The sequence below is a fragment of the Corynebacterium sp. CCUG 65737 genome, assembly GCF_024454115.1.
Taxonomy (GTDB): Bacteria; Actinomycetota; Actinomycetes; order Mycobacteriales; family Mycobacteriaceae; genus Corynebacterium; species Corynebacterium genitalium.
Genome location: NZ_JAGPZB010000003.1, coordinates 99,447 through 122,626, shown reverse-complemented (window position 1 = coordinate 122,626; position 23,180 = coordinate 99,447). Strand labels below are relative to the sequence as shown.

18 protein-coding genes and 1 pseudogene are annotated in these 23,180 nt (G+C 62.9%); 11 read left to right on the top strand and 8 right to left on the bottom strand.

Annotated features, from left to right (window positions below; translation table 11 throughout):
- Window positions 1-297 precede the first annotated feature (297 nt).
- From KBX17_RS03755 to KBX17_RS03745, 3 genes are all read right to left on the bottom strand, one after another.
- The gene (locus KBX17_RS03755) at window positions 298-1,692 is read right to left on the bottom strand and encodes an NAD-dependent succinate-semialdehyde dehydrogenase (RefSeq protein ID WP_255997227.1); all 1,395 of its coding nucleotides are present in this window, start codon (window positions 1,690-1,692) and stop codon (window positions 298-300) included.
- Between the two features lie 69 nt (window positions 1,693-1,761).
- Complete coding sequence (locus KBX17_RS03750; protein WP_256018559.1) at window positions 1,762-2,409, bottom strand: rhomboid family intramembrane serine protease; 648 nt, start codon at window positions 2,407-2,409, stop codon at window positions 1,762-1,764.
- A complete protein-coding gene (locus KBX17_RS03745) occupies window positions 2,410-2,943 on the bottom strand; it encodes a peptidylprolyl isomerase (RefSeq protein ID WP_370687580.1) in 534 nt (177 codons plus the stop codon). It abuts the gene before it with no gap.
- 123 nt (window positions 2,944-3,066) lie between these two features.
- Between KBX17_RS03745 and KBX17_RS03740 the strand changes: the two genes are divergently transcribed.
- The 3 genes and pseudogenes from KBX17_RS03740 (at window position 3,067) to KBX17_RS03730 (ending at window position 5,412) form a co-directional block, all read left to right on the top strand.
- Window positions 3,067-3,894 (top strand): MetQ/NlpA family ABC transporter substrate-binding protein, encoded by an 828-nt coding sequence (locus KBX17_RS03740; protein ID WP_005287575.1) that lies wholly within the window; start codon window positions 3,067-3,069, stop codon window positions 3,892-3,894.
- Between the two features lie 14 nt (window positions 3,895-3,908).
- Window positions 3,909-4,655, top strand: a pseudogene (locus tag KBX17_RS03735) (methionine ABC transporter ATP-binding protein); the annotation flags it as partial.
- Between the two features lie 70 nt (window positions 4,656-4,725).
- Window positions 4,726-5,412 carry a methionine ABC transporter permease gene (locus KBX17_RS03730; protein WP_005287582.1) on the top strand — a complete coding sequence of 229 codons (687 nt, stop codon included), beginning with the start codon at window positions 4,726-4,728 and terminating at the stop codon, window positions 5,410-5,412.
- Between the two features lie 96 nt (window positions 5,413-5,508).
- Here the strand turns inward: KBX17_RS03730 and KBX17_RS03725 are convergent, their stop codons facing one another.
- Window positions 5,509-6,939 carry a PucR family transcriptional regulator gene (locus KBX17_RS03725; RefSeq protein ID WP_256018556.1) on the bottom strand — a complete coding sequence of 477 codons (1,431 nt, stop codon included), beginning with the start codon at window positions 6,937-6,939 and terminating at the stop codon, window positions 5,509-5,511.
- Between the two features lie 165 nt (window positions 6,940-7,104).
- Here KBX17_RS03725 and gabT point away from each other — a divergent pair, with 165 nt between their 5' ends.
- The 5 genes from gabT to KBX17_RS03700 are packed head-to-tail and all read left to right on the top strand — an operon-like array spanning window position 7,105 to window position 13,660.
- Window positions 7,105-8,415, top strand: coding sequence for a 4-aminobutyrate--2-oxoglutarate transaminase (gene gabT, locus KBX17_RS03720; protein ID WP_005287586.1), 1,311 nt, complete (start codon window positions 7,105-7,107; stop codon window positions 8,413-8,415).
- Between the two features lie 37 nt (window positions 8,416-8,452).
- Window positions 8,453-9,910, top strand: coding sequence for an NAD-dependent succinate-semialdehyde dehydrogenase (locus tag KBX17_RS03715; protein ID WP_256018554.1), 1,458 nt, complete (start codon window positions 8,453-8,455; stop codon window positions 9,908-9,910).
- Window positions 9,911-9,956: 46 nt separating this feature from the next.
- Entirely contained in the window at window positions 9,957-11,195 is a 1,239-nt protein-coding gene (locus KBX17_RS03710) for a hypothetical protein (protein WP_005287593.1), read from the top strand.
- A gap of 18 nt (window positions 11,196-11,213) precedes the next feature.
- Entirely contained in the window at window positions 11,214-12,389 is a 1,176-nt protein-coding gene (locus tag KBX17_RS03705; RefSeq protein ID WP_005287596.1) for a CaiB/BaiF CoA-transferase family protein, read from the top strand.
- 44 nt (window positions 12,390-12,433) lie between these two features.
- Complete coding sequence (locus tag KBX17_RS03700) at window positions 12,434-13,660, top strand: acyl-CoA dehydrogenase family protein (RefSeq protein WP_005287600.1); 1,227 nt, start codon at window positions 12,434-12,436, stop codon at window positions 13,658-13,660.
- A 170-nt stretch (window positions 13,661-13,830) separates the two neighbouring features.
- Here the strand turns inward: KBX17_RS03700 and KBX17_RS03695 are convergent, their stop codons facing one another.
- The 3 genes from KBX17_RS03695 to KBX17_RS03685 all read right to left on the bottom strand — a co-directional run bounded on the left by KBX17_RS03695 (window position 13,831) and on the right by KBX17_RS03685 (window position 18,441).
- Window positions 13,831-14,736 carry an Abi family protein gene (locus KBX17_RS03695; protein WP_005287603.1) on the bottom strand — a complete coding sequence of 302 codons (906 nt, stop codon included), beginning with the start codon at window positions 14,734-14,736 and terminating at the stop codon, window positions 13,831-13,833.
- Window positions 14,737-15,216: 480 nt separating this feature from the next.
- Complete coding sequence (metE, locus tag KBX17_RS03690) at window positions 15,217-17,469, bottom strand: 5-methyltetrahydropteroyltriglutamate--homocysteine S-methyltransferase (RefSeq protein WP_256018553.1); 2,253 nt, start codon at window positions 17,467-17,469, stop codon at window positions 15,217-15,219.
- Window positions 17,470-17,478: 9 nt separating this feature from the next.
- The gene (locus KBX17_RS03685; RefSeq protein WP_256018551.1) at window positions 17,479-18,441 is read right to left on the bottom strand and encodes a methylenetetrahydrofolate reductase; all 963 of its coding nucleotides are present in this window, start codon (window positions 18,439-18,441) and stop codon (window positions 17,479-17,481) included.
- 420 nt (window positions 18,442-18,861) lie between these two features.
- On the opposite strand from KBX17_RS03685, the gene KBX17_RS03680 reads away from it, so the two are divergent.
- Complete coding sequence (locus KBX17_RS03680) at window positions 18,862-19,614, top strand: hypothetical protein (RefSeq protein WP_255994659.1); 753 nt, start codon at window positions 18,862-18,864, stop codon at window positions 19,612-19,614.
- A gap of 9 nt (window positions 19,615-19,623) precedes the next feature.
- Here KBX17_RS03680 and KBX17_RS03675 read toward each other — a convergent pair whose 3' ends face one another.
- Window positions 19,624-20,184 carry a TetR/AcrR family transcriptional regulator gene (locus KBX17_RS03675; RefSeq protein WP_256018550.1) on the bottom strand — a complete coding sequence of 187 codons (561 nt, stop codon included), beginning with the start codon at window positions 20,182-20,184 and terminating at the stop codon, window positions 19,624-19,626.
- Between the two features lie 91 nt (window positions 20,185-20,275).
- On the opposite strand from KBX17_RS03675, the gene KBX17_RS03670 reads away from it, so the two are divergent.
- Window positions 20,276-20,992: a hypothetical protein gene (locus tag KBX17_RS03670; RefSeq protein ID WP_256018548.1), complete on the top strand. Its 717-nt coding sequence runs from the start codon at window positions 20,276-20,278 to the stop codon at window positions 20,990-20,992.
- Window positions 20,989-23,133: a YhgE/Pip domain-containing protein gene (locus KBX17_RS03665; protein ID WP_256018547.1), complete on the top strand. Its 2,145-nt coding sequence runs from the start codon at window positions 20,989-20,991 to the stop codon at window positions 23,131-23,133. The genes KBX17_RS03670 and KBX17_RS03665 overlap by 4 nt, the downstream gene beginning before the upstream one ends.
- The last annotated feature ends 47 nt before the right edge of the window (window positions 23,134-23,180 follow it).

The following is a 23,180-nucleotide window of genomic DNA, read 5'->3' as shown; positions in this document are numbered from 1 at the left end:
AATCCCGGTGTGTTGTGCACGGGTTTATCCCCAACTATCCCCACCGGGAAATCCCCAGGACGTGTTACACAGGCCTGTGCACAAACACTGTTGACAAAGCATGGAAAGAGCAGGTCAGGGTTGCGAAAACGCCTTTTCCACAGGCTGTGCAAAGTGGTACGGAAGTGGCTTATGCACAGGATCTTCCACACCCTGTGGATAACTCGGCGGCAGCACATCACAGGGCACAAAAAACTAGCCCCGGCCGTCACAATGACGACCGGGGCTAGCGAGCTAAACGGAGTGCTGAAACCCGCCTTAGACTGCGGAGTCGGAGCCGGCGATGTAGTAGCGCTGCTTGTTCACGAACTCATCCATGCCCAGCGGCCCGAGCTCACGGCCCAGACCGGATGCCTTCACACCGCCGAACGGCAGCTCAGCACCACGGGCCTGCGGGATGTTCACGTGGATCATGCCGGTGTCGATCTTCGCCGCCACCTTCTTCGCACGCTCCTCATCCTCGGACATCACTGCGCCGCCGAGGCCGTAGCGGGAGTCATTGGCCAGCTCGATCGCTTCCTCCTCGGACGTGGCCTTGTACACCTCGGCGACCGGGCCGAAGAACTCCTCGTAGAAAGAGTCGGTGCCGACAGGGATGTCTGTAATCACGGCCGGGGTGATGTAGGCGCCCTCGCCGGTGACCTTGCCGCCGACGTGAAGCTTGGCACCTTCATCGACCGCAACACGCAGCTGCTGGGAGAGCATCTCTGCGGCGTCGCGGGACGACAGCGGGTAGTACTCGTTGCCTTCACCCGGGTTCAACGGGTCACCTTCGGTGTAGGACGACGCGAGATCCACCAGTACCTGCACGAACTCGTCGTAGATGTCCTCCATGACGATCATGCGCTTGTTCGCCGTGCATGCCTGGCCGACGTTGCCGACGCGCTTCTGCCACGCCGTTTCAGCTGCGGCCCTCACGTCGGAGGAGTCCAGCACCAGGTATGCGTCGGTGCCGCCGAGCTCGAGCACGCACTTCTTCAGTGCCTGGCCTGCCTGCGATGCGATGGCGCGGCCAGCGGTCTCGGAACCCGTCAGGGACACGCCCTGCACGCGGTCGTCCTCGATCATGGTGGAGATCTGGGAGTGCTGTGCGTACACGTTCGTGTAGAGGCCCTTCGGAGCGCCAGCCTCGTCGAAGATCTTCTCAATGGCCGCTGCGGAGCGCGGGCAGATCTCGGCGTGCTTGACCATCACAACGTTGCCGGCCATGAGTGCCGGCGCTGCGAAACGCGCCACCTGGTAGTAGGGGAAGTTCCAGGGCATGATGCCCACGATGATCCCGAGCGGGACCTTACGGATGATGGAGGTGCCACCCTGGTTGTTCGGAATCTCCTCGTCGGCGCCGAACTGTGCACCGTTGTCGGCGTAGTAGTTGAAGATGTCGACGACATCGTCGACCTCGCCGTCGCCCTCAAAAACGGACTTGCCCATTTCTTCTGCGATGATGTTGCACAGCTCGGCGCGCTTCTCGTCGAAAAGCGATGCGACCTTGCGCAGCACGTCGGCGCGCTCTTCGAAGCTCTTCTCGCGCCACTCCCTGAACGTGTCGTTCGCAGTGGCCAGTGCCTGCTCTAGTTCGTCGTCGGTGATGAAGTCGAAGCTCTCGACAATTTCATTGGTTTTCGGATTTTGTACGCGAAACTTTGTTGGCATGTCAGCCACTGTATGAGCGTTAGCGAATGTTCGCCATGATTTTCTTCACGCCCGGCTTGATCAGGCCTTTCACGCCAAGACAAGTGCTGCGATGGCCATGGCGGTGATTGCTAGGGCGGCAACAACACCCCACCACTGGGTGCGTGTTTCGCGCGCGGTCAGAGGCGCAGCGATGAGCGCCCCAGTGACCATTCCGCCCAGGTGACCCCATAGGCTCACACCGGGCATGACCAGGGTGAACACGAGGTTTCCGGCCACGAGGACGAGTGGGGCGCGCAGGTCAGCTCGGTTGCGGGCGGCGATAGCCACGAGGATCGCCATCAAGCCGTAGAGCGCGCCGGACGCGCCAGCGGTCGGCTGGGCGAAGCCGAAGAACAACACGGCGGCTGACCCGCCGAGGATGCAGGCCAGGTACGCCGCTACATACGGGCCAGTGCCGACGAACCGCTCGACCACCGGCCCGATGAACACGAGCACGAGCAGGTTGACCACCAGGTGGGAGATGTCGACGTGCAGGAACCCCGACGTCAGGGCACGAAGATATCCGAAGGGGGTGTCAACGACCAAGGGCCCGTAGAGGACGAAGGTCTGGCCGAGGCGGGAGGCCCAAATGACGTCGCTAAGCGACCGCGCGTCTAACGCAGCAACCGCGAAAACCCCCGCGCACAGCAACGCAATGACTGCTGTGGCGGGGGCGCCGTGAAGGAGTTTACGCACCTAGGCGACGGTGACGGACTCGATGACTACGTCGGACACCGGGCGGTCCATGCGGCCGGTCTGCACGTTGGAGATCTCGTCGACGACCTTCTGGGACGCCGGATCAGTGACCTCACCGAAGATGGTGTGGCGGTTGGTCAGGTGCGGGGTCGGGGCAACGGTGATGAAGAACTGGGAGCCGTTGGTGCCCGGGCCAGCGTTAGCCATGGCCAGCAGGTACGGGCGGTCGAAGGAAAGCTCCGGGTGGAACTCGTCGGCGAACTGAAAGCCCGGGCCGCCCGTGCCGGTGCCGGTCGGGTCGCCGCCCTGGATCATGAACCCCGGGATGATGCGGTGGAAGATTGCACCGTTGTAGAACGGGCCGTCCGTGGTGCCGGAGGCGTTCTTGGTGGAGTAATCCTGGGAACCGTCAGCCAGGCCGGTGATGGTCTGGACGGTCTTCGGCGCGTGGTTGCCGAACAGGTCGACAACGATGTCGCCGTGGTTGGTGTGGAAGGTGATGGTCTGAGTCTTCTGAGTCATGCGAACCAGGATACGCGTCGGGGCGGACATCCGTACCAGCACCAAGATAGACAGATCTGTCTTGTTTAGGCATACCGTACGGTTTAGTATTAGCATTCAGCTACAGCACTTTTAGAAACGTGAAAGGACCCCAGAATGTTCAAGAAGATCGCTGCCGCCGTGGCAGCTGGCTCCCTCGTTCTTGGCCTCACCGCATGCGGCTCCAGCGAGAGCACCGATGCGGGCGACGACAAGACCATTCGCGTCGCAACCTCCCCGGGCCCGTACTCTGAGCTCTTCCAGGACGGTGTCGCACCCATCCTGGAGGAAGAGGGCTACACGGTCGACGTCCAGAACTTCACCGACCTCACCCAGGCCGACACCGCTCTCGCGGAGGGCTCCGCCGACCTCAACGTCGAGCAGCACACCGCGTGGATGAACGTGTTCAACGAGGAAAAGGGCGCAAACCTCACCTCCATCACCGAAGTTCCGACGGTGCCGGCGGGCCTGTACTCGGAGAAGCACAAGTCCCTGGACGAGGTCGCTGACGGCCAGACGGTCGGCATCCCGCTCGATGGCTCGAATAAGTCCCGCGCACTCCACGTGCTTGTCGACGCAGGCTGGATCACCCTCCGCGACGACGCCGACGAGACGTTGCTCGCAGAGTCGGACATCGATGAGAACCCGCACAACCTCGAAATCAAGCCGATGGACTCCGCGAACCTGTCGCGCTCCCTCCCGGATCTCGACTGGGCCGTCATCCCGGGCTCGATGAGCTACTCCGCCAAGCTCGACCCAAACCTGCAGGTCTTCCAGGAGGAACTGCGCCCTGAGCTGATCCTCGTCGCGGTCACTACCGAGGACAAGAAGGACGCTCCGTGGGCGAATGCTGTCGCTGAGGCGTATCGTTCCGACGAGTTCAAGGAGTTCTTCGACTCCCAGAACGAGAACGATTACTGGTTCCTGCCCGACTCTCTGAAGTAAGCGAACTGACTTCCATGACTGACGCTGTTGTATTCGACCATGTCGGAAGGGTGTTCCCGACGCGGGATAGCTCCTTCGCCGCCCTCGACGACATCAGTTTCACTGTCCCCGAAGGCAGTGTCACCGGTGTCGTGGGCACCTCGGGTGCCGGCAAATCCACGCTGATCCGGATGGTGAACGGACTGGAAACCCCGAGTTCCGGCGCCGTCACCGTGAACGGACAGCAGCCGGCTTCCTTGAGCACGTCCGAGCTGCGTGAGCTCCGCCGGAAAGTCGCCATGGTCTTCCAAAGCGTCAACCTCCTGGAAACGAAAACGGTCGCGGAGAATGTGGCCACCCCGTTGAAGCTGACCAAGACGCCGAAGAGTGAGATCGAAAGCCGCACTGCTGAGGTGCTTGAGCTGGTCGGCCTCACCGACCGCGCCCAGCACAAGCCGCGGCAGCTCTCCGGCGGTCAGCGTCAGCGCGTGGGCATCGCCCGCGCGCTTGTCACGGAGCCCACAATGCTGCTTTGCGACGAGCCCACATCCGCCCTCGACCCCATCACCACCTCCCAGATCCTCGACCTGCTCCGCAATATCAACGAGGAACTCGGAGTGACGATTTTGATCATCACCCACCAGATCGACGTGATTGCCCGCTTGGCCGACAACGTGGCGGTGCTCTCCGAGGGCCGTCTTGTGGAATCCGGCCCAGTGGCACAGGTCTTCGCGGGCCCGCAGCACGAACTGACCCAGAAATTCGTGGACACCGTAATCCCGCCCGAACTCGATGCCACCGCGCGTGAGGCTCTCTCCCGCGCACTGGTGAAGAATAGCGAGATGTAACAGCATGAATCAGCTCAATACGTGGTGGCGCGACACCACTGGCTCCCGCGTCACTCCGGAGATGTACCTCGACTCCTTCGGCGAGACCCTCTACATGGTCGGCATTTCTCTGTTCCTCGGCGCATTGTTGGGCATCCCGCTGGCGCTCGCCTTCGTGATCACCCGGCCGGGCGGTTTGAAGCCCAACAAGGTTGTCTACGGCGTTCTCAATGTGGTCGTGAACATCATCCGTTCGCTGCCGTTCATTATCCTGCTGGTGGCTATTTCTCCGTTCACCCGCGTGATCGCGGGAACCGCCATCGGCACCACCGCGGCGCTCGTCCCGCTGACCTTGTACATCGCCCCGTTCATCGCCCGCCTCATCGAGCAGTCCCTGCTGGAGGTCAACCCCGGCATCACCGAGGCTGCCGATTCCATGGGCGCCAGCCTCTTCCAGACCATCAGATACTTCCTCCTGCCAGAGGCGAAGTCGTCCATCATTCTCGCCGTCACCACGGCAACGATCGGCCTGATCTCCGCCACGGCGATGGCCGGCACGATCGGCGGCGGCGGCGTCGGCGACCTTGCTATCTCGTACGGCTACCAGCAGTTCGACTCGATCGCGATGCTCACGACGGTGGTGCTCCTGATCATCATCGTCCAGGCCATCCAGTCTGTGGGCAACACGCTCGCCCGTCGCGCGCGGGCGTAGAGAGGTAGTCATAGCTAAAGAGTCGAGGGTCTAGTGGATCTAGATTCCAGGAGCTAGATCCACCAGCGCCTCAGCACCCACCGTCCCAGCACCCCCTCACCCCGCCCCGCCCTCGAACGCAGTCATGGCCAGGTAGGCCTCGCTGAAGTGGGCGGGGTTATGTAGGTCGATCTCGCACAGTTTCTCGATCTTGGCCATCCGGGTCCGCACGGTATGGCGGTGCACACCCAGAGCCTCGGCGGCCTCGCCCAGCCGCGCACCGTGACGAAGAAAAACGGCGAGGGTGGTCTCGTAATCTGTCCCGTAGGCGGCATCAAAGCTGATCAGCCGGCCGAAAATCTCTTCGCGTCTGGCAGCGAGCGCGTGGGCGACGGTGGGGTCGCGCAGCCACGGAAGCCCCGAATCATTGGCGCGAGCCACATCGCCAGGCCGCAGAGTCCGCGCTCTGGAGACGAGCTGATTCACGTGGTCCAGCGTCAGCCGGGCAAGCAGCACCGGTCCACCTGCAGCGATGCGCACGCGGCCGCGGTGCTCACCGAGGGTGCCGAGCACATCGCGCACGGTCACATCGGGGCGCACCACCATCAGGAAGGTCGTTTCATCGACCTCGAGGACATGTAGTAGCCGATCGCTTTTCGACGTCTCCCTGTCCAGCCGCTCCACCACCGCCTGCATCCCGCGGGGCGATTGCGCCGCGATGACGATCGGCCGGGTGAAGCCTTCCCGGTCGACTGGAGTGTCAACGGCACCGGAATAGAGCTCCCCCTCATCCGTGATGCCGAGGCGGATGCGCAGCGCGAAGGAATTGAGCTGGTTATGGATCCGCCGCAAGTGAGCCGGGCGCGATAAAAGGGTGGCTGCTAGGCCGGCGTAGTGGCGGATGAGAGACCGGTCTTGGTCTGTGAGCGTGCGTGTGGAGGTCACATCGACCGTGTACGGCCGACCGTCGGTGGCGGACGAGCTGATGCGGTAGGAGCTCGAGTAGGTCTTTTTCATCGCGTTGAAGGCCCGCGAGACTTGCTCGGCGATCAGAAGGCCGTTGGGGTCTTTGATGGTCACACGGGCCTCGAGGGTGGTGGCGGCATCGCGCGTGAGGGCTTTGACGTCGCCCGCGGTGGCGGTCTGCGTGAGCTTCTCCTGGGAGTGGAGCAGTTGCTGGTGCAGGTAAGCGCGCTTTTCCTGTTCGGCGGTGGAGCGGCGGTGCTGCTCTTCATGGACGGCGCTCAAAATCCGGGCGAACGGCACGGGCCGCGACACTTCGAACAGGCCCACGTTGTTCTCCCGCGCGGCGTCCACGACGGCATCTGGGATGCGTCCGAAGACGGTGCTGATGCCGAAGCCGACCGCCACGGTGCCCTGCTCCGCGAGATGCTCGACATGTCCGCGCAGGCCATCGGAGTTGTCACGGAATGCAGCGCCAACGGTGAGCACGAATGCTTCCTGCTGGATGAAAGACCCCGGGGTTTCCAGCTCGTTGATTTGCACGACGGTGAAAGAGGGCTTCGGCGGCGCGACAATCTCGGTCAAGCCGAGGTGTTGGCTATCGACGAGAAATGTGAAGGGAAACAACTCATAGTCTCCGTTCTGTATAAACTCACGTCTCTATTTCGCCACACTGTACATGACGCGGGTCACCTTCTTCGCTCCATACTGTTTTGTCAACAAATAGTTACCGGTTTTGAAGGAGTGATCATGCAGGACCTCACCTACCGCCTACCCCAGGAACGCCGCGTCACCAGCGCTCCAACTGACGGGGAGAACGCGCGCTTGAATGAACGCCGGGAAGAAGCCGTCGCTCGTGCAATGGCGCCGGGCCTGCCGCGCTACATCATCGACGGGGACGGGGGCGTGCTTATCGACGCCGACGGTAACTCCCTCATCGACTTCGCCTCCGGCATCGCGGTGACCTCGGTCGGTGTCTCCAATCCCCGGGTGTCTGCGGCGGTCGCAGACGCCGCGCAGAAATTCAGCCACACCTGCTTCCTCGTCACCGGTTACGAAGGATTCGTGGCTGTCTGCGAGAAGCTTAATGAGCTCACGCCGGGCGATTTCCCGAAGAAGACCGCGCTGTTCAACACCGGTGCGGAAGCAGTGGAGAACGCGGTGAAGATCGCCCGCGCCCACACCGGGAAATACGCGGTGGCCGCCTTCGATAACGCCTACCACGGGCGCACGAACTTCACGCTGGCCATGACAGCGAAGAATAAGCCGTACAAGGATGGTTTCGGGCCGTTCGCCTCGGATGTCCACCGCGTGCCCGCGTCGTACCCACTGCACGACGGGCTGACGGGCGAACAGGCGGCGGAGCGAACGATCCGCGTGCTCGAAACGCAGATCGGCGCGGACAACCTCTCCTGCGTGGTGCTTGAACCGATCCAAGGCGAGGGCGGATTCGTCGAACCAGCGAAAGGGTTCCTACCAGCGATCGTATCCTGGTGCCGTGAGAACAACGTCGTCTTCGTCGCCGACGAAGTCCAAGCTGGCCTGGCGCGCACAGGCGACATGTTCGCCTGTGACAACGAAGGAATCGAACCCGACCTGATCACCACAGCCAAGGCGATCGCAGGTGGCCTGCCTTTGTCTGCTGTGACCGGCCGCGCGGAGATCATGGACGCGCCCGGACCCGGCGCGCTCGGCGGCACCTACGCCGGAAATCCACTGGCCTGCGCCGCAGCGCTGGCAGTCTTCGAAGAAATCGAGGACAACGACCTGCGGAGCCGGGCGAAAGAGATCGAGTCGCTGATCCGGGCGCACCTCGAACCACTCGTGGATAAAGAGAAAGTGCGCGAAGTCCGTGGCCGCGGCGCCATGATCGCCCTCGAGTTGGACACCGGCGAACGCGCAACCGCCGCCGCCAACACATGCAAGGAGCAGGGCGTTGTGACGCTCACCTGCGGCACAGACGGCAACGTGATCCGCCTTCTCCCGCCGCTGGTCATCCCGGAGACTCTGCTCGTCGAGGGCCTAGAAATCCTCGTTGCCGCCGTCAAGAACACCTTCTAAGCACCGCACCACGCACACACCCAAGGAGTTGACCGACATGACACTGACCACCGATCAGCAGCTGCCGGATAACCTGCCACTGGATCCGCGCGCCGACACGTCTGCTCAGCGCGAATCGTTCACGGTGGTGAACCCGGCGACGGAGGAAGGGGTGGCAGAGGTCGCGGATACGCGTGCGGATGATTGGCTCGACGCGTTGACCCGCGCCGTAGATGCGCAAGAGAAGTTCAGCGCATTCACCCCGCGCCAGCGCGCCGATATCCTGCACGCAATCTACGAGGAAATCCTTGCGCGCGAGGATGATTTCGCGCGCACGATGACGATCGAGATGGGCAAGCCTCTCGCGGAGGCGCGCGGGGAAACGGCGAATACGGCGGACTATTTCCGCTGGTTCGGCGAGGAAGCGGTGCGAATTCCCGGCCGTTACGCCCAGTCGCCGTCCGGTGCCGGGGACATCGTCGTCTCGCGCGCGCCGGTGGGTCCGGTCCTAGCGATCACGCCGTGGAATTTCCCGCTCGCGATGGGTGCCCGCAAGATCGCGCCCGCGCTTGCGGCCGGCTGCCCGGTGCTGGTCAAGCCCGCCAGGGAGACTCCGCTATCGATGCTGCTGCTCGGCCAGGTCATGTGGGACGTGCTGGAGCGTTTCGACGCCCCGCGCGACCTCATCCACGTCCTCCCCAGCACGACGTCGAGCGAGCTGTCGGACACCCTGATGGCGGATGAACGCCTGCGGAAGATCACATTCACCGGCTCGACGAAGGTGGGCAAGATCCTCGTGAAACAGTCGTCGCAGCACCTGCAGCGCGCGTCGATGGAGCTCGGCGGCAACGCCCCGTTCGTCGTCGCGGAGGATGCCGATATGGACCTCGCGCTGAACTGCGCCATGCAGGCGAAACTGCGCAACGGCGGCGAGGTGTGCGTCGCTGCCAACCGCTTTATCGTGCACGAATCGATCGCCGCGGACTTCGCAGAACGACTCAGCAAGAAGATGGACAAGGTCGTCATGGGCAACGGGCTTGACGACGGCACCACCCTCGGCCCCATGATCACCGCCGCCCAACGCGACGGCATCCACGACCTGGTCACCGAGACCGTCGAAGCCGGTGCCACCGTCCACCGCGGCGGTGAGGTCCCGGACCGGAAGGGCTTCTTCTACCCGTCCACCGTGCTCAGCGGCATCCCCGACGGGGCGCGGATTTTGCGCGAGGAAATCTTCGGGCCGGTCGCGACAGTGACCACGTTCAGCACGCTCGACGAGGCGATCGAGAAGGCCAACGACACCGAATTCGGTCTCGCGGCCTACGCGTTTTCCGAGAACACGCACACCTGCAAGCGCTTCGCCAAAGAACTCGCCGCCGGGATGGTGGGAATCAACCGCGGCATGATCACCGACATCGCCGCCCCGTTCGGCGGCATCAAGCAATCCGGTTTCGGCCGCGAAGGCGGGACCGAGGGAATCGAGGAATACCTGGACATCCGCTATATCGGCTTCTAAACGGCCGGATCCCCCCAGCAACTCCCGCATAGAGAAAGGTTCTTTCATGGGACTGAGAGTGTTCAATATCGCGATGGCATTTGTCGGCGTGCTCGTCGGCGCCAGCTTCGCTTCCGGCCGTGAGACATTGCAGTATTTTGTGGCCTTCGGCAACTGGGGTGTGCTCGGCGCGATCATTACGGCGCTGGCACTGGCGCTAACTGGCTTCGCCATGCTGCAGCTAGGCAGCTACCACCGCGCCACCGAGCACACGAGCGTGTTCGACGAGATCTCCGGTCCGATCGTGTCCAAGATCCTCGACGCCGCCACCCTGGTCTGCCTGTTCTGCATCGGTTTTTCCATGTTCGCCGGTGCGGGCGCCAACCTGAACCAGCAATTCGGGTGGCCGGAATGGGTCGGCGCAACCATCATGCTGGTCTTAGTGCTGCTCACCGGCCTGTTGGACGTGGAGAAGGTGACGGTGGCGATCGGTGCGCTGACCCCGCTGATCATCATCATGATCGGCATCGCCACGGTGTGGGCGATCATCAACGCCAACCCGGACTTCTCCAACCTGCACGAGCAGGCTACCCAGGTTCCGACGACACTGCCGAATTGGTGGGTGTCCGCGATCAACAGCATCGGCCTGCAAGTTATCGTCGGTGTGTCCATGGCGATCGTGATCGGTGGCAGTCTCTTCGACCCCCGCGAAGCGGGCCTCGGCGGCCTCGCCGGCGGCGCGTGCTTCCTTTTCCTGCTGGCCATGCTGGTCACCGCGCTGTACTTGAGCGTGGACACTGTAAAGGACCAGGAAATGCCCACCCTGGCGATGGTCACTGACATCCACCCCATCCTCGGCCTGGTCATGACAGTGGCCATCTACGGCATGGTCTACAACACCGCGATCGGCATGTTCTACGCCTTCGGCAAGCGCATTTCACGCAATAACCCGAAGCGCTTCTACCCCGTCTACGTCGTCACCGCGCTTGTCGGCTTCGTTCTCAGTTTCATCGGCTTCAGCAACCTCATCGGCTGGGTCTACCCCATCCTCGGCTACATGGGGATCCTCATCATGGTCATCATCGGCTGGGCCTGGTGGACGCACCGCCACGACCTGCGCAAGGAGATTTCCCTGCGCCGCGAGGCACGGCGCCTGTTCCGCCGCCACGGCAGCGCGGATGCTCTCCCCGCGGCGGACAGGAAGAAGCTCGAGGAATCCGCCCGCAAATCCAATATCGAAGACCACGAGTTCATTGGGGAGCTGGAGCAGGACCTGGAGTCGTCGATAAGCGAACAGCGAAACTAAAAAGGAGACCGTAAGAAAATGGCGCTACAGCAACCACAAGCCGGCCCCTTAAAAGGCATTGTCGTCGCGGATTTTTCGCGCGTGCTCGCTGGGCCGTATGCGACGATGCTGCTCGCGGACCTCGGCGCGACCGTGATCAAGGTCGAGGGGCCGAATGGCGACGACACCCGCGGGTGGGTGCCGCCGAAGCGCGGCGATGTGGGCACGTACTACCTGTCGATCAACCGCAACAAGAATTCCATCAAGCTCAATTTGAAGGACCCGGACGACCTGGACACGGCGTACGCGATCATTGACCGGGCGGACGTGCTGATCGACAATTTCCGTGTCGGCAGCCTTGATAAATTCGGGCTCGACCCAGAGACCGTGAGAAAACGGTGGCCGGAGCTCATTCACGCGAAAATCACGGGCTTCGGCTCGCGCGCTGGGGCGCAGCTTCCCGGCTACGACATGCTCATTCAAGCGTCCAGCGGGTTCATGTCCATGACGGGCTCGCCCGACGGCCCGCCGCAAAAAGCAGGCTACGCATTCATCGACGTCCTCACCGGCCTGCACACCACCGTCGGCATCCTCGCATCGCTCTTGCGCCGCGAACGATTCGGCGGCGGCGGGGAGACGATCCGCACCAACCTCCTGTCTGCGGCCCTGTCGTCCATGGTCAACATGACATCCGCCGCCGTCGCCTCCGACGCCGAGATGACCCGCACGGGCAACGACCACCCGTCGATCTTCCCGTACGGCCCCTTCCCCGCCAAGGACCGCGAGCTCGTCATCTGCGTCGGCAACAACAAGCAATTCGCAACGCTTGTCAACGGCCTCGGCTCCCCCGAGCTTGCCGACGATCCCCGCTTTGCCACCAACGAGCAGCGCAATGCCAACCGCGAGGAACTGCGCCCGATCCTCACCGAACTGCTCGCGTCGAAGAACGCCGACGAATGGATCGACCTGTTCCGCGCCAAGGGCCTTCCCATCGCACCCATCCTGTCGGTGCGTGAAGCCATCGGCTTCGCCGACGACCTCGAGCTCGAGCCCGTCGTCGAAATCACCACTAAGGACGGCACCGACCGCGTCCCCTTCGTCTCCAATCCCCTCGACATGAGCTCCGGCGGCATCACCTACACCAAGGCCGCCCCCGGCCTCGACGAAGATCGCGGCGACGTCCTCGAGTGGATCGCCCAAACTCCTGCCAAATAACCGCTTCCATCTCTTCAGCCTCTTCAACTTCCGAAAGGAACCTCATGACCTCCGCATCTCCCCTCGCCACCGACCTCATCAACTTCGACAGCCTGCTCTCCCGCGATGAAATCGAATGGCGCGACGATATCCGTTCCTTCGTCGAAAGCGAGATCAAACCCCACGTCGGCCAGTGGTACGAAGACGCCCACGTGCCCTTCGAACTCATCCCCCGCTTCGCTGAAAAAGGCATGATCGGCGCACACCTGTCCGGCTACGGCTGCCCCGGCCGCTCCGCCGTGGACTACGGCCTGGCCATGCTCGAGGTCGAAGCAGCTGACTCCGGCCTGCGCACCATCTTCTCCGTGCTCGGTTCGCTGGCTATGACCTCGATCCACCTCAACGGCACCGAGGAGCAGAAGGAGAAATACCTGCCCAAAATGGCTGCCGGCGAGCTTCTCGGCGCCTTCGGCCTGACAGAGCCCACCGCCGGTTCCGACCCCGCCTCCATGACCACCCGCGCCACCTACAAGCCCGGTGAAGGCTGGGTGCTCAACGGCGAGAAACGCTGGATCGGCCTGTCCCACTACGCCGACCTGACCATCATCTGGGCCAAGGTGTCCACCGCCGACCTCGAAGCCGCTGGTCTCGACGGGTTTCCGGAGGGCCGCGACGAGACCATCGCCGGCTTCATCGTGGAGAAGGACACCCCGGGCTTCGACCCCCAGCAGATCGACAAGAAACTGTCCATGCGTGTTTCCACCCAGGCACACATCTATATGAAGGACGCTCTTGTCGGCGAAGACAAGATCCTCTCGGGCCGCTTCGGCCTCAAAGCCCCGTTCATGTGTCTTAACGAGGCCCGCTACGGCATCGGCTGGGGTGTGCTCGGCGCCGCCCGCGACTCCATCGAATGCGCCCTCGCTTACGCCAAGGAGCGCACCCAGTTCGGCAAACCGCTCGCCGGTTTCCAGCTCACCCAGAAAAAGCTCGTCGACATGGCCGTTGGGCTGAACCAGGGCTACCTGCTGGCTCTGCACATCGGCCGCCAGAAAGACGCCGGCACCCTGGACATCTCCCAGATCTCCGTGGCCAAGCTCCAGAACACCCGCACCGCCATCGAGATCGCCCGCGAGGCCCGCACCATTCTCGGCGGCAACGGCGTGACCCACGACTACTCCCCCATCCGCCACGCCGCCAACCTCGAATCCGTGCGCACTTACGAGGGCACCGACGAGATGCACACCCTCATCCTCGGCCAGAAGATGACCGGCATCGGCGCGTTCGCGTAGGGGCCCGTGGTGGTGGCCCGTGGACTCGTGGATCTCGATTACCTAGTTACCGCAGCCACTAAATCTGACCTGGGGTTTTACCGGCGGTCAGTGGTGTGGATGTAATCGAGATCCACGCGGGTCCACTGGAGCGCACGGCCGGGGCCATCCTTCAGGAATCAAAAGAGCCCTTAAGAATTCTGCGGATCGGATATCCCTCGACGAAAAGCCGGCTTTCCAGCTGCAAGTTCTAGATACTCATCGAGGAAGCCCACACGCATGCCAGTGCGGAAAAGGAAGTTATCCAGGGCAACGATTGTCGCCATCACGGAGTTTGGTTCATAGGGTTCACCTAAGGTTCGTTCGGCCCGGTTCTTCGCACTCGTTGGCACTTTCGGCTGGTCAAGAACGAAACAATTCCACAAGCGTGATGAGTGAGCACACTTATTCCTCACAAAGGTGAAGGAACGCAGCTGGCTGGCAAGAAAAGGTTTACCAACCCCGAGGGTAGAACAAGTTTCTCCATACACAGCACCAGCGTCATTCCTGTAAGTGATCGCCTTAGAAAGCGTTCCCAACGAGAACGTTTCAACGGCCACCCACACCGGTACGTCTCTCAACCAGGCAGGACCCCTCCCAGCTGCATCTTTGCGGTATTTACTTATATACGGCTCCTTCGATCGTTGAAGCTCACTAGCAATCAGTTTGTGCGTCGGCTTCACTGAAGGATCTTTAGGCAGCTTGTAAGACGTGGACCTAAGGAAGCTTTCGTACGGACCATGTTTCGCGCCCTCACTCAGAGCGAACGCGGTTCGAGTAGAAATCTCAGCGAGTTGGATCCCGTCGAGCAGGAGAGACCTCAAGCGTGCATCCAATTCGTACAGATCGACGATTTCATCCCACGTAGCACCAGCAATGAATTCATCTTCACCATGCGCCAAGTCCTTTTGGAAATAGCGCATATAGCCAGAGAAACGGTAGTAGTTATTCCGTTCCAGGAAACGAGCGACGGCTTTCTCGGATGGGATGCTAAGTCCTCGATCCTTGATTTTCTCGACCTGCTCTTGGACCGACAGGTAGTCTTTCCGCCTGTTCACAGTGCTAAGAATAACAAGCCCCCCTCTCATATTGCGCTGTTCCGATGAGAAGCTTGGAGGGGGTCTCGATTGATTAAAATACTACCCAATCTGCACAAATAGAGCAATGCACTGCGTAGGTTTCGTTACATATTCAGCACCGACGAGATGCACACCCTGATCCTCGGCCAGAAGATGACCGGCATCGGCGCGTTCGCGTAGGGGCCCGTGGTGGTGGCCCGTGGACTCGTGGATCTCGATTACCTAGTTACCGCAGCCACTAAATCTGACCTGGGGTTTTACCGGCGGTCAGTGGTGTGGATGTAATCGAGATCCACGCGGGTCCACTGGAGCGCACGGCCGGGGCCTTGAGCCCCTTCTCCAAAACGACGGAAACCCCGGGAAACCATGTACACGGTTCCCGGGGTTAGCCGTTTGAAAGTGGTTGTAAGCCTCGGAGGCTCAGGGGCTCGGACCTTAGGGGCCTGGGACCTTCGAGTCTTAGAGGCCTCCGACGACCTCGTCGCGGGCGGCGACCATGTTGGCCAGGGCCGGTTCGACCTCGGCGTAGCCGCGCGTCTTCAGGCCGCAGTCCGGGTTGACCCAGAGGCGGTCGGTCGGAACGTTCTCCAGGGCGGCCTTGATGAGCTCGACCATCTCTTCCTTGGACGGGATGCGCGGGGAGTGGATGTCGTAGACACCCGGGCCGATCTCGGCATGGAAGGTCTCGTCGATGTCCTCGAGCAGCTCCATCTTGGAACGTGCGGCCTCGATGGAGGTGACGTCGGCATCCAGGCCGGCGACGGCATCGATGATCTGGCCGAACTCGGAGTAGCAGAGGTGGGTGTGGATCTGCGTGGTCGGCTGCGCCTCCAGGGCGACGAGGCGGAAGGCGCGGACGGCCCAGTCGAGGTAGGACGGGCGGTCGTCGGCACGCAGCGGCAGGAGCTCGCGCAGGGCCGGCTCGTCGATCTGGATGACCTTGATGCCGGCCTTCTCCAGGTCGGCGACCTCGTCGGCGAGAGCGACGCCGATCTGGTCGGCGGAGACGGACAGCGGCACGTCGTCACGCTTGAAGGACCAGGCCAGGATGGTCACCGGGCCGGTGAGCATGCCCTTAACCGGGTGGTCGGACAGGGACTGCGCGAAGGCGGACCACTCGACGGTCATGGCCTCCGGGCGGGAGACGTCGCCGACAACGATCGGCGGACGGGTGCAGCGGGAGCCGTAGGACTGGACCCAGCCGTTCTCGGTGACGACGAAGCCGTCGAGAAGCTCTGCGAAGTACTGGACCATGTCGTTGCGCTCCGGCTCGCCGTGGACGAGCACGTCGAGGCCCAGGCGTTCCTGCAGCTCGATGACCTGCTTGATCTCGGTCTTGAGAGCCTCGTTGTACTGCTCGTCGGTGAGCTCGTCTGCGCGGTGGTCGGCGCGGGCCTTGCGGATCTCGGTGGTCTGCGGGAAGGAGCCGATCGTGGTGGTCGGCAACTGCGGCAGGCCGAGGGCCTTCTGAGCTTCCTGGCGCTCCGCGAACTCCGGCTGGCGCTGGACGGCACCGTCAGGCAGTGCGGCAACACGGTCGGTGACAGCGGAGTTGTGGATACGAGTGGACTCTGCACGCGTGCGCACAGCCCGGTCAGAACGGCCGAATGCCTCCGGTGCGTTGCCCTCGCCGGCAACGAGAGCTGTGATCTCTTCGATCTTCTCGTCGGCAAAAGACAGCCACGGTGCGACCTCGACCGGGATGTTCTTCTCGGCGTTCAGGGTGTGTGGGACGTGCTGCAGGGAGGTGGAGGTGGACACGTGCGGTTCGCCCGCGGTGCCCAGGGTCTCCAGGACCTCGACCTTCTTGCGCAGGTCAGCGGCCCAGACGTTGCGGCCGTCGATGAGGCCGGCAACGAGGGTGGTGCCATCCTGGACGGCTGCAGCGACACGCTGCGGGTAGTCCGGGTCAGCGTCAAGGGTCCACGGGGACAGGTCGACGTGGAGAGCCTCCGGCTTCACCGATGCCAGGGCGTTCAGGCCCTCGCGCAGCGAGCCGTACGGGGTGGTGATGTACACATTTGGACGCTGTTCAGCGTCCAAAAGACGGGACCAAGCGGACTGCGCGTACTTCGCCAGCTCAGCATCCGGGGTGGACAGGTCGGCGACCAGTGCGGGCTCTGCAACCTGGACCCACTCAGCGCCGGCTTCCTTGAGGGCGGCGAAGACCTGTGCGTAAGCGTCGACAAGCTTGTCCAGCAGCGACCACTCGACCGGCTTGGCCAGCGCGAGCAGGGTGATCGGGCCGACGAGTGCCGGGCGGACAGCGTGGCCAGCCTCGCGGGCTTCCTCAACCAGGCGGACAATGCGCTCCGGAGCCGGGGTGATGTCCTGGCCAGCCTCAACCTCAGGCACGAGGTAGTGGTAGTTGGTGTCGAACCACTTGGTCATCTCCAGCGGCACACGGGTGTCGTTGCCGCGGGCGAGAGCGAACTCCTCGTCCAGGTCGGTGCCGCCAGCGATCAGGCCGACGGTCAGGCCGGTCTCGAGCACCTGGTCGTAGTACGCGACATCCGCCGGGATGGCGTAGTCCTCGGTCAGACCGAGGTCGCGCAGGTGGTTGTAGGTGTCGATGCGCAGCGCGCGCGTCGTGGTGCGGAACGTGTCAGCGTCAATGCGGCCGGCCCAGTAGGACTCCAGCGCGCGCTTGAGCTCGCGGTTCGCACCGATGCGGGGGTAACCCTCGATCGTTGCCTTAGGGAAATTCGTCACAGTATCTCCTTAGTTGGTTGGTTTCTCAATGCCGAGCCTAGACAACAGGTCCTCGGTCACCGCCAGGTTGTTGTGGGTGTAGATGTGCAGACCGCCAACGCCGGCGTCGAGAAGCTTCTGCGTGAGCTCAACAGTGAGCTGCATACCCGCCTCATACTCCTCCTCCGGCGTACTGGCCGACGACAACGCGTCAACCACGGTCCGCGGTACCTCAATCCCCGACAGCACGCCCATGCGCTCGACCCGCTTCAGGCTGGTCATAGGCATGATGCCGGGGATGAGGGGGATGCGCACGCCAGCCATGCGCGACTGCTCCGCGAACTGGAGGTAGTCCTCGGCCGCGAAGAACAACTGCGTGATGGCGAAGTCCGCGCCGAGGCGCTGCTTCGACAGCAGAACGTCCAAGTCGAGGTCCGGCGTCGGCGACTCCGCGTGGCCGGAGGGATAACACGCCACCGACAGGGCGAGCTTGCCCGCGGCGAGGCGGTACGCATTCTCCTCCTCGATCTCCTGGATGAGGGTGAGCAGCTGCGTCGCGTACTGCAGGTAGCCCTCCGGCAGGCTGGTCTCCCCCTCCGGGAGGTCACCGCGCAGGGCGAGGAATCCGCGCACACCAGAGTCGATTAGGCGGCGGATCCAGTCCGCCAGTTCCTCTTCCGTGCCCGCTGTGCAGGCCAGGTGAGCGATGGTCGGCAAGTTCGTCGACTCGGTCAGGCGCGCAATGAAGTCGGCCGTGCCCTCTAGCCAGCCCGAACGCCGTGAACTCGTCACAGCAATGTAGTCGGGTTTGTAGGCCGCCAGCCCCGAAACGAGGTCCTTCAGTTTGGCCTCATCAGCATCATGGCGCGGAGGGATGAGCTCGAAACTCAAAGCCGTGCGCGCAGGAGTGCGAGCCGGCTGTTCCAGTGCTTCATCGAGGGGATCCAAGGGCGCAGACGCCGACAGCCTCGACGAAAAATGTCCTTCAGACAACGAAGGAGTCCTTTCGTCCTAGTCGGTTTAGGTTTATCTGTTCAACGTTTCCGCTTTAGCGGGGCGTTGAACTGGCTGGGCTCAGCACTTGGAAAACTGTGTGTGAATGTAACCCCCGGGCTGCGGGGCGATCAAAAGGTCAGCGGGCGGGGCGGGGTGTTCGTGCTGGTTGAGGGGGTTCCCTGCGTGAATTTAATTCGGCTTCCCGGGCGGTTGAGCGGTGCGGAAATGGACCGAGCGGTCCAGATCGCCCGGGGCCGGGCGGAATAGAATTTTACTATCGCCTTCTAGGCCGAAAACGGGCCGAAATAGGGCCGGAGAACGCGCAAAAGGCGATACTAAAACTCTATAGACGGCGAGAACCCGCAGACATACCTACTGTGGAGGGCAAAGTTAACTCTCCGAAAGGTGACCTACACCATGAACCTTCGCAATATCCGTCTGGCCATGAAGGTGGCCAACCACTTTTACGGCCAGTACCGCGACCTGAACCAGGCTGAGAAGCGCAACGTCTACGAAGCAGTGCGCGTTCTGGCCAACCCGAGCCGCGGTGTTGACGCAGACGACCTCAAGGACATTGACAACATCGACGACATCATTGACGAGTCCCGCTTCAGCGAGGCCCGCCGCGAAGCCGGTGACATCACCCGCGCCGCGCACGCCCGCCTGGACCGCCGCCGCGCCCAGTTCGACTCGGACCAGCTGGGCAAGCGAGTGTTGAAGAACGCGGAGAAGACCGCCAAGAAGAACAAGCGCAAGAAGCAGGCGAAGGGCATCGGCGCAGCGACCGGCGTGCTTGCTCTCCTGGCCGCGATCGGTGGCGCTGTCTGGTACTTCTTCCTGCGCGAGGAGCCGAAGCAGGCGCCACGCAAGGACCACCGTCCGGTGAAGAAGACGGACGAGCACACCAATTCGGACGGCTCTGTGACCCACGTGTACTCGACCACCACGAGCCAGCGCACCCAAGCGCAGGGTGAGACAGCCGACAAGATCGGCAGCGGCAACCGCGTCGAGAACGAGGCCGCTGGCGCTCACTCGGCTCACGGCCCGCTGTCGGAGGAGCCGGCGGAGCGCGATGAGGAGCTTCTGTCCTCCATCGATGAGCAGCTGTCCACGCTGGACACGCTTGACGACGATCAGCGCAACGCCACCAACCCCCGCGGCAACCAGTAACGGCGGTAGTTACCCCGCGTTCCTCCAGGCCGTGAGCAACCGGCCAACAAGGCGGCGCTGCACGTCTGCGTCAACTGCCACCATCTCGCCGTCGAGAGGCCGTGTGACCACGAACATCTCGGCGGCGAACTCGAGCGGCGTGAGCCCGGCAGGCACCAGGCCGGCTGGCGCAGCCTTGTCTAGGACGCCCTGGAAGGCGTCGATGGTGGCCGCCCGTTTCTCGGACAGCTCAGGGTGGTGCCGCCACCGGTCGTGAGCAATGGCGGCGACTAGGGGCCCCGCGCCGTAGTCGAGAAGTTGCCACACGAAGGTGTCCCAGTGGGCCTGGGGGTCGTCGGCAAAGCGCGTGAGGGCTTCGTCGATGAACTCCCCCACGTTCGTCAACAACCGCAGCCCGCACGCGGCGTCGAGGTCCGCCCGGGTGGGAAAGTTGCGGTAGAGAGTGGCAATGCCGACCCCGGCGCGCGCGGCGATGGCCTCGAGGGTGACGGTGGATTCTGGGCGGGTGCGCAGCAGGTCGCATGCCGCGTCAATGATTTTTTCCCGCCGTGCTCTTGCATCAGATCTCATTGTCCCCCGCCTTGACTCCAGTCTTGCAGTGCGGGATGATACAGCATGAATTTCCGATAGTCTATCCTCCACTTAGCCGAGGGGGCACCCAGTGGAACCCATCATCAACGTCCGGGATCTCGTCTTGCGTAAAGGCGATGATCCGTTGACGTTCGACATCTACGACGGCCTGACCCTCCTGATCACCGAGCGCGAAGTCGGCGCGACCACGTTGTGCATGACGCTCGCCGGCCGCTTCAGCCAGAAGAGCGGTGACGTGCATGTCGGCGACGCCTCGAAGCCCCGCCAGCGCTTCAAGAAGGTCGCGCTGGCCGGAACCACGCTGCTGGACAGCCTGGAACGCCAGGTGGACACCCGCGAAGTCATCCGCGAGCAGGTCGCGTGGGCCCAGCCATTCTACAAGCTCGTCCCGAAGGACATTCTTAGCCATGAGCTGGTCGAACCGTGGCTCAAGCCGCTGCGCCTGACAGGCCTTGACCCGTCTCTCGATGTCGGCGACCTGACCGTCCAGGACCGCTTCCGTCTGCGCGTTCTTCTCGCGCTGGTCGCCCGCAAGAACGCCGTGGCGATCGTCGTGGACGACATCGACCAGATCCGCAGTGCAGAGCTGCGCCAGGAGCTTCTCGACGACCTCCTCACGCTCTCCCGCCACCTACCCGTTGTCGTGAGCACCGTGAACGAGGACCCGGGCAATCACGCGGACCAGGTCATAGATCTGCGCTCGGGCAACCCGTCCGAGCCCGAACTTGAAGCCGAACAGACTGAACACACCGAACACACCGATCAGACCGAGGAGGCCAGCGCATGATTTCCGGACTTCATGTGGGCACCCACTTCCGCAAGCTGCTCAATGGCGTCTTGCCGCCGCTGGCGCTGATGGCCATTACGGTTCTACCGCTGCTGTTCGGTGGTATTTTCGTGTGGTCGTACTTCGACCCGTTGGGCAACCTGGACAAGATCCCGGTGGCGCTGGTCAACTCGGACAAGGGCGCAGAGGGCCCTGACGGGGAGGAAATGCGCGCCGGCGACCAGGTGACGGAAGAGTTGCTCAAGGTCGAGCCGATGAACTTCGTCGAGGTCAGCGCGGAGGAAGCCCAGCAGGGCATCGCGGACGGCACCTATTACCTCGGGGTGGAGATCCCGGAGGACTTCTCTGAGGCCGCCGTATCGGTGAACTCGGATAACCCACACCCGGCAAAGATGAATGTCACGCTGAATAACACCAACGGCTTCATCCCCACCATGCTGGGTAATCAGGTGGCGCGCGTGATGACGGCGGTGATCAGTAGCACCGTCGGCGAGCAAATCACCAACACATTGTTCATGGGCTTCAACACCATCGGGGACGGCATGGACCAAGCCTCTGAGGGTGCCGGTCAACTGCACGAGGGTGCCGGTGAAGCGAAGGATGGCTCCCAGAAGCTTGAGGACGGGGTGCACAAGCTTGAGGATGGGGTTGGTACTGCCGTCGAAAAGCTTCCGGAGCTTGTCGAAGGCGCGCACAAGCTTGACGACGGTGCCAACAAGCTGGACGACGGCGCCAAGAAGCTCAACGAAGGCCTCGGGGAAGCTTCGGACGGCGCCGACGAGCTCGCGGACGGCATGGACAAACTGCGCACGGCGACCAACGCGCTGGGTGCCGGTGCTGCCGCTGTGTCCGCTGGAGTGGATGAAGTCACCGGTGTCAGCGACCAGCTCGCACAGCTGCAGGAGGCCAACAGGAAGATCAATGAGGCGCTGGACCAGGCGATCGACGATCTGGAGAACGTCGGCGGCCCGGCGGCGCGCGACCTCGTGGCCAAGGCCCGTGAGGCGCAGGCTGCGGCCGGCATCACCGTTGATCCGGAGACGCAGCAGATGGTCGATACCGCGCTGGATCCGGAGACGATCAGCAAACTCCGCCAACTCCGCGATGGCGCTCGCGAGCTGTCCACCCAGCTCAACGACCCCGCCGCGGAGTACGTGCAGGGCATCAACACGGCCGCCGATGGTGCGGAGACCCTCTCCGCTGCGCTGAAGCTGCTGCACGACGGCTCCGGCAAGCTCGTCACGGGTACCGGGGAACTGACCGATGGCACCGAGACACTGGTCGTCGGTGTCGACTCGGCAGCCGAGAAGACCCCGATGCTTGTCGACGGCACGCGCCAACTCGTCGTCGGCGTCGAAGCCCTCAACGAAGGCCTCATTCAGCTTGACGACGGCTCCGGCGAACTCGCCCTGAAAATCACCGAAGGCGCCGAGCAAGTCCCCCGCTTTGAAGGCTCCAAGCTGGAGGACGCCTCATCCGTGGCCTCCTCCCCTGTCCGCCTCAACGAGACGGGTGACACCCTGACTACCTTCGGCCAGGGTCTGTCCCCGTTCTTCCTGTCGCTGTCGCTGTGGTTCGGCGGCCTGATCATGTTCATGATCTTCAACCCGATTTCCCGCCGCGCAATCGACTCGGGTGCGAACCCTGCGCGTGTGGTCATGGGCACCTGGATCCCGGCGGTGGGGATCGGTTTGATTCAGGCGCTGATCCTTTGGCTCGTCCAGGTCTTCCTGCTCGATATTGACCCGGTGCACCCCGGCCAAATGCTCGGCGCGCTGTGCTTCATTTCGATGGTGTTTGTCACCTCGATCATCGCCATCAACGCCCTTTTCGGCCCTAACGTGGGCCGTCTGCTGACCATGGTGCTGATGACCTTGCAGCTTGTCGCTTCCAACGGTGTCTACCCGCCGGAAGTCCAGCCGGACTTCATCCAGTGGGTCCACTCCTGGGACCCGATGCGCTTCTCGGTGGACCTGATGCGCCACACCCTCTTCGGCTCCTCCGCCGGCGACCCGCGTTTGGAACAAGCCCTCGGTGTCCTCGCATTCGTAGGCGTGGCGGCCTTCCTCCTTGCCATGGCAGGGTTCTGGCGCGAGCGTGTCCTCATGGACAAAGACATCCACCCCGAGCTACAGGTATAGCCCGGGCTGAGCTCAGCCCGGGCTAGTCTGTGAGCTTTCAACTGGGG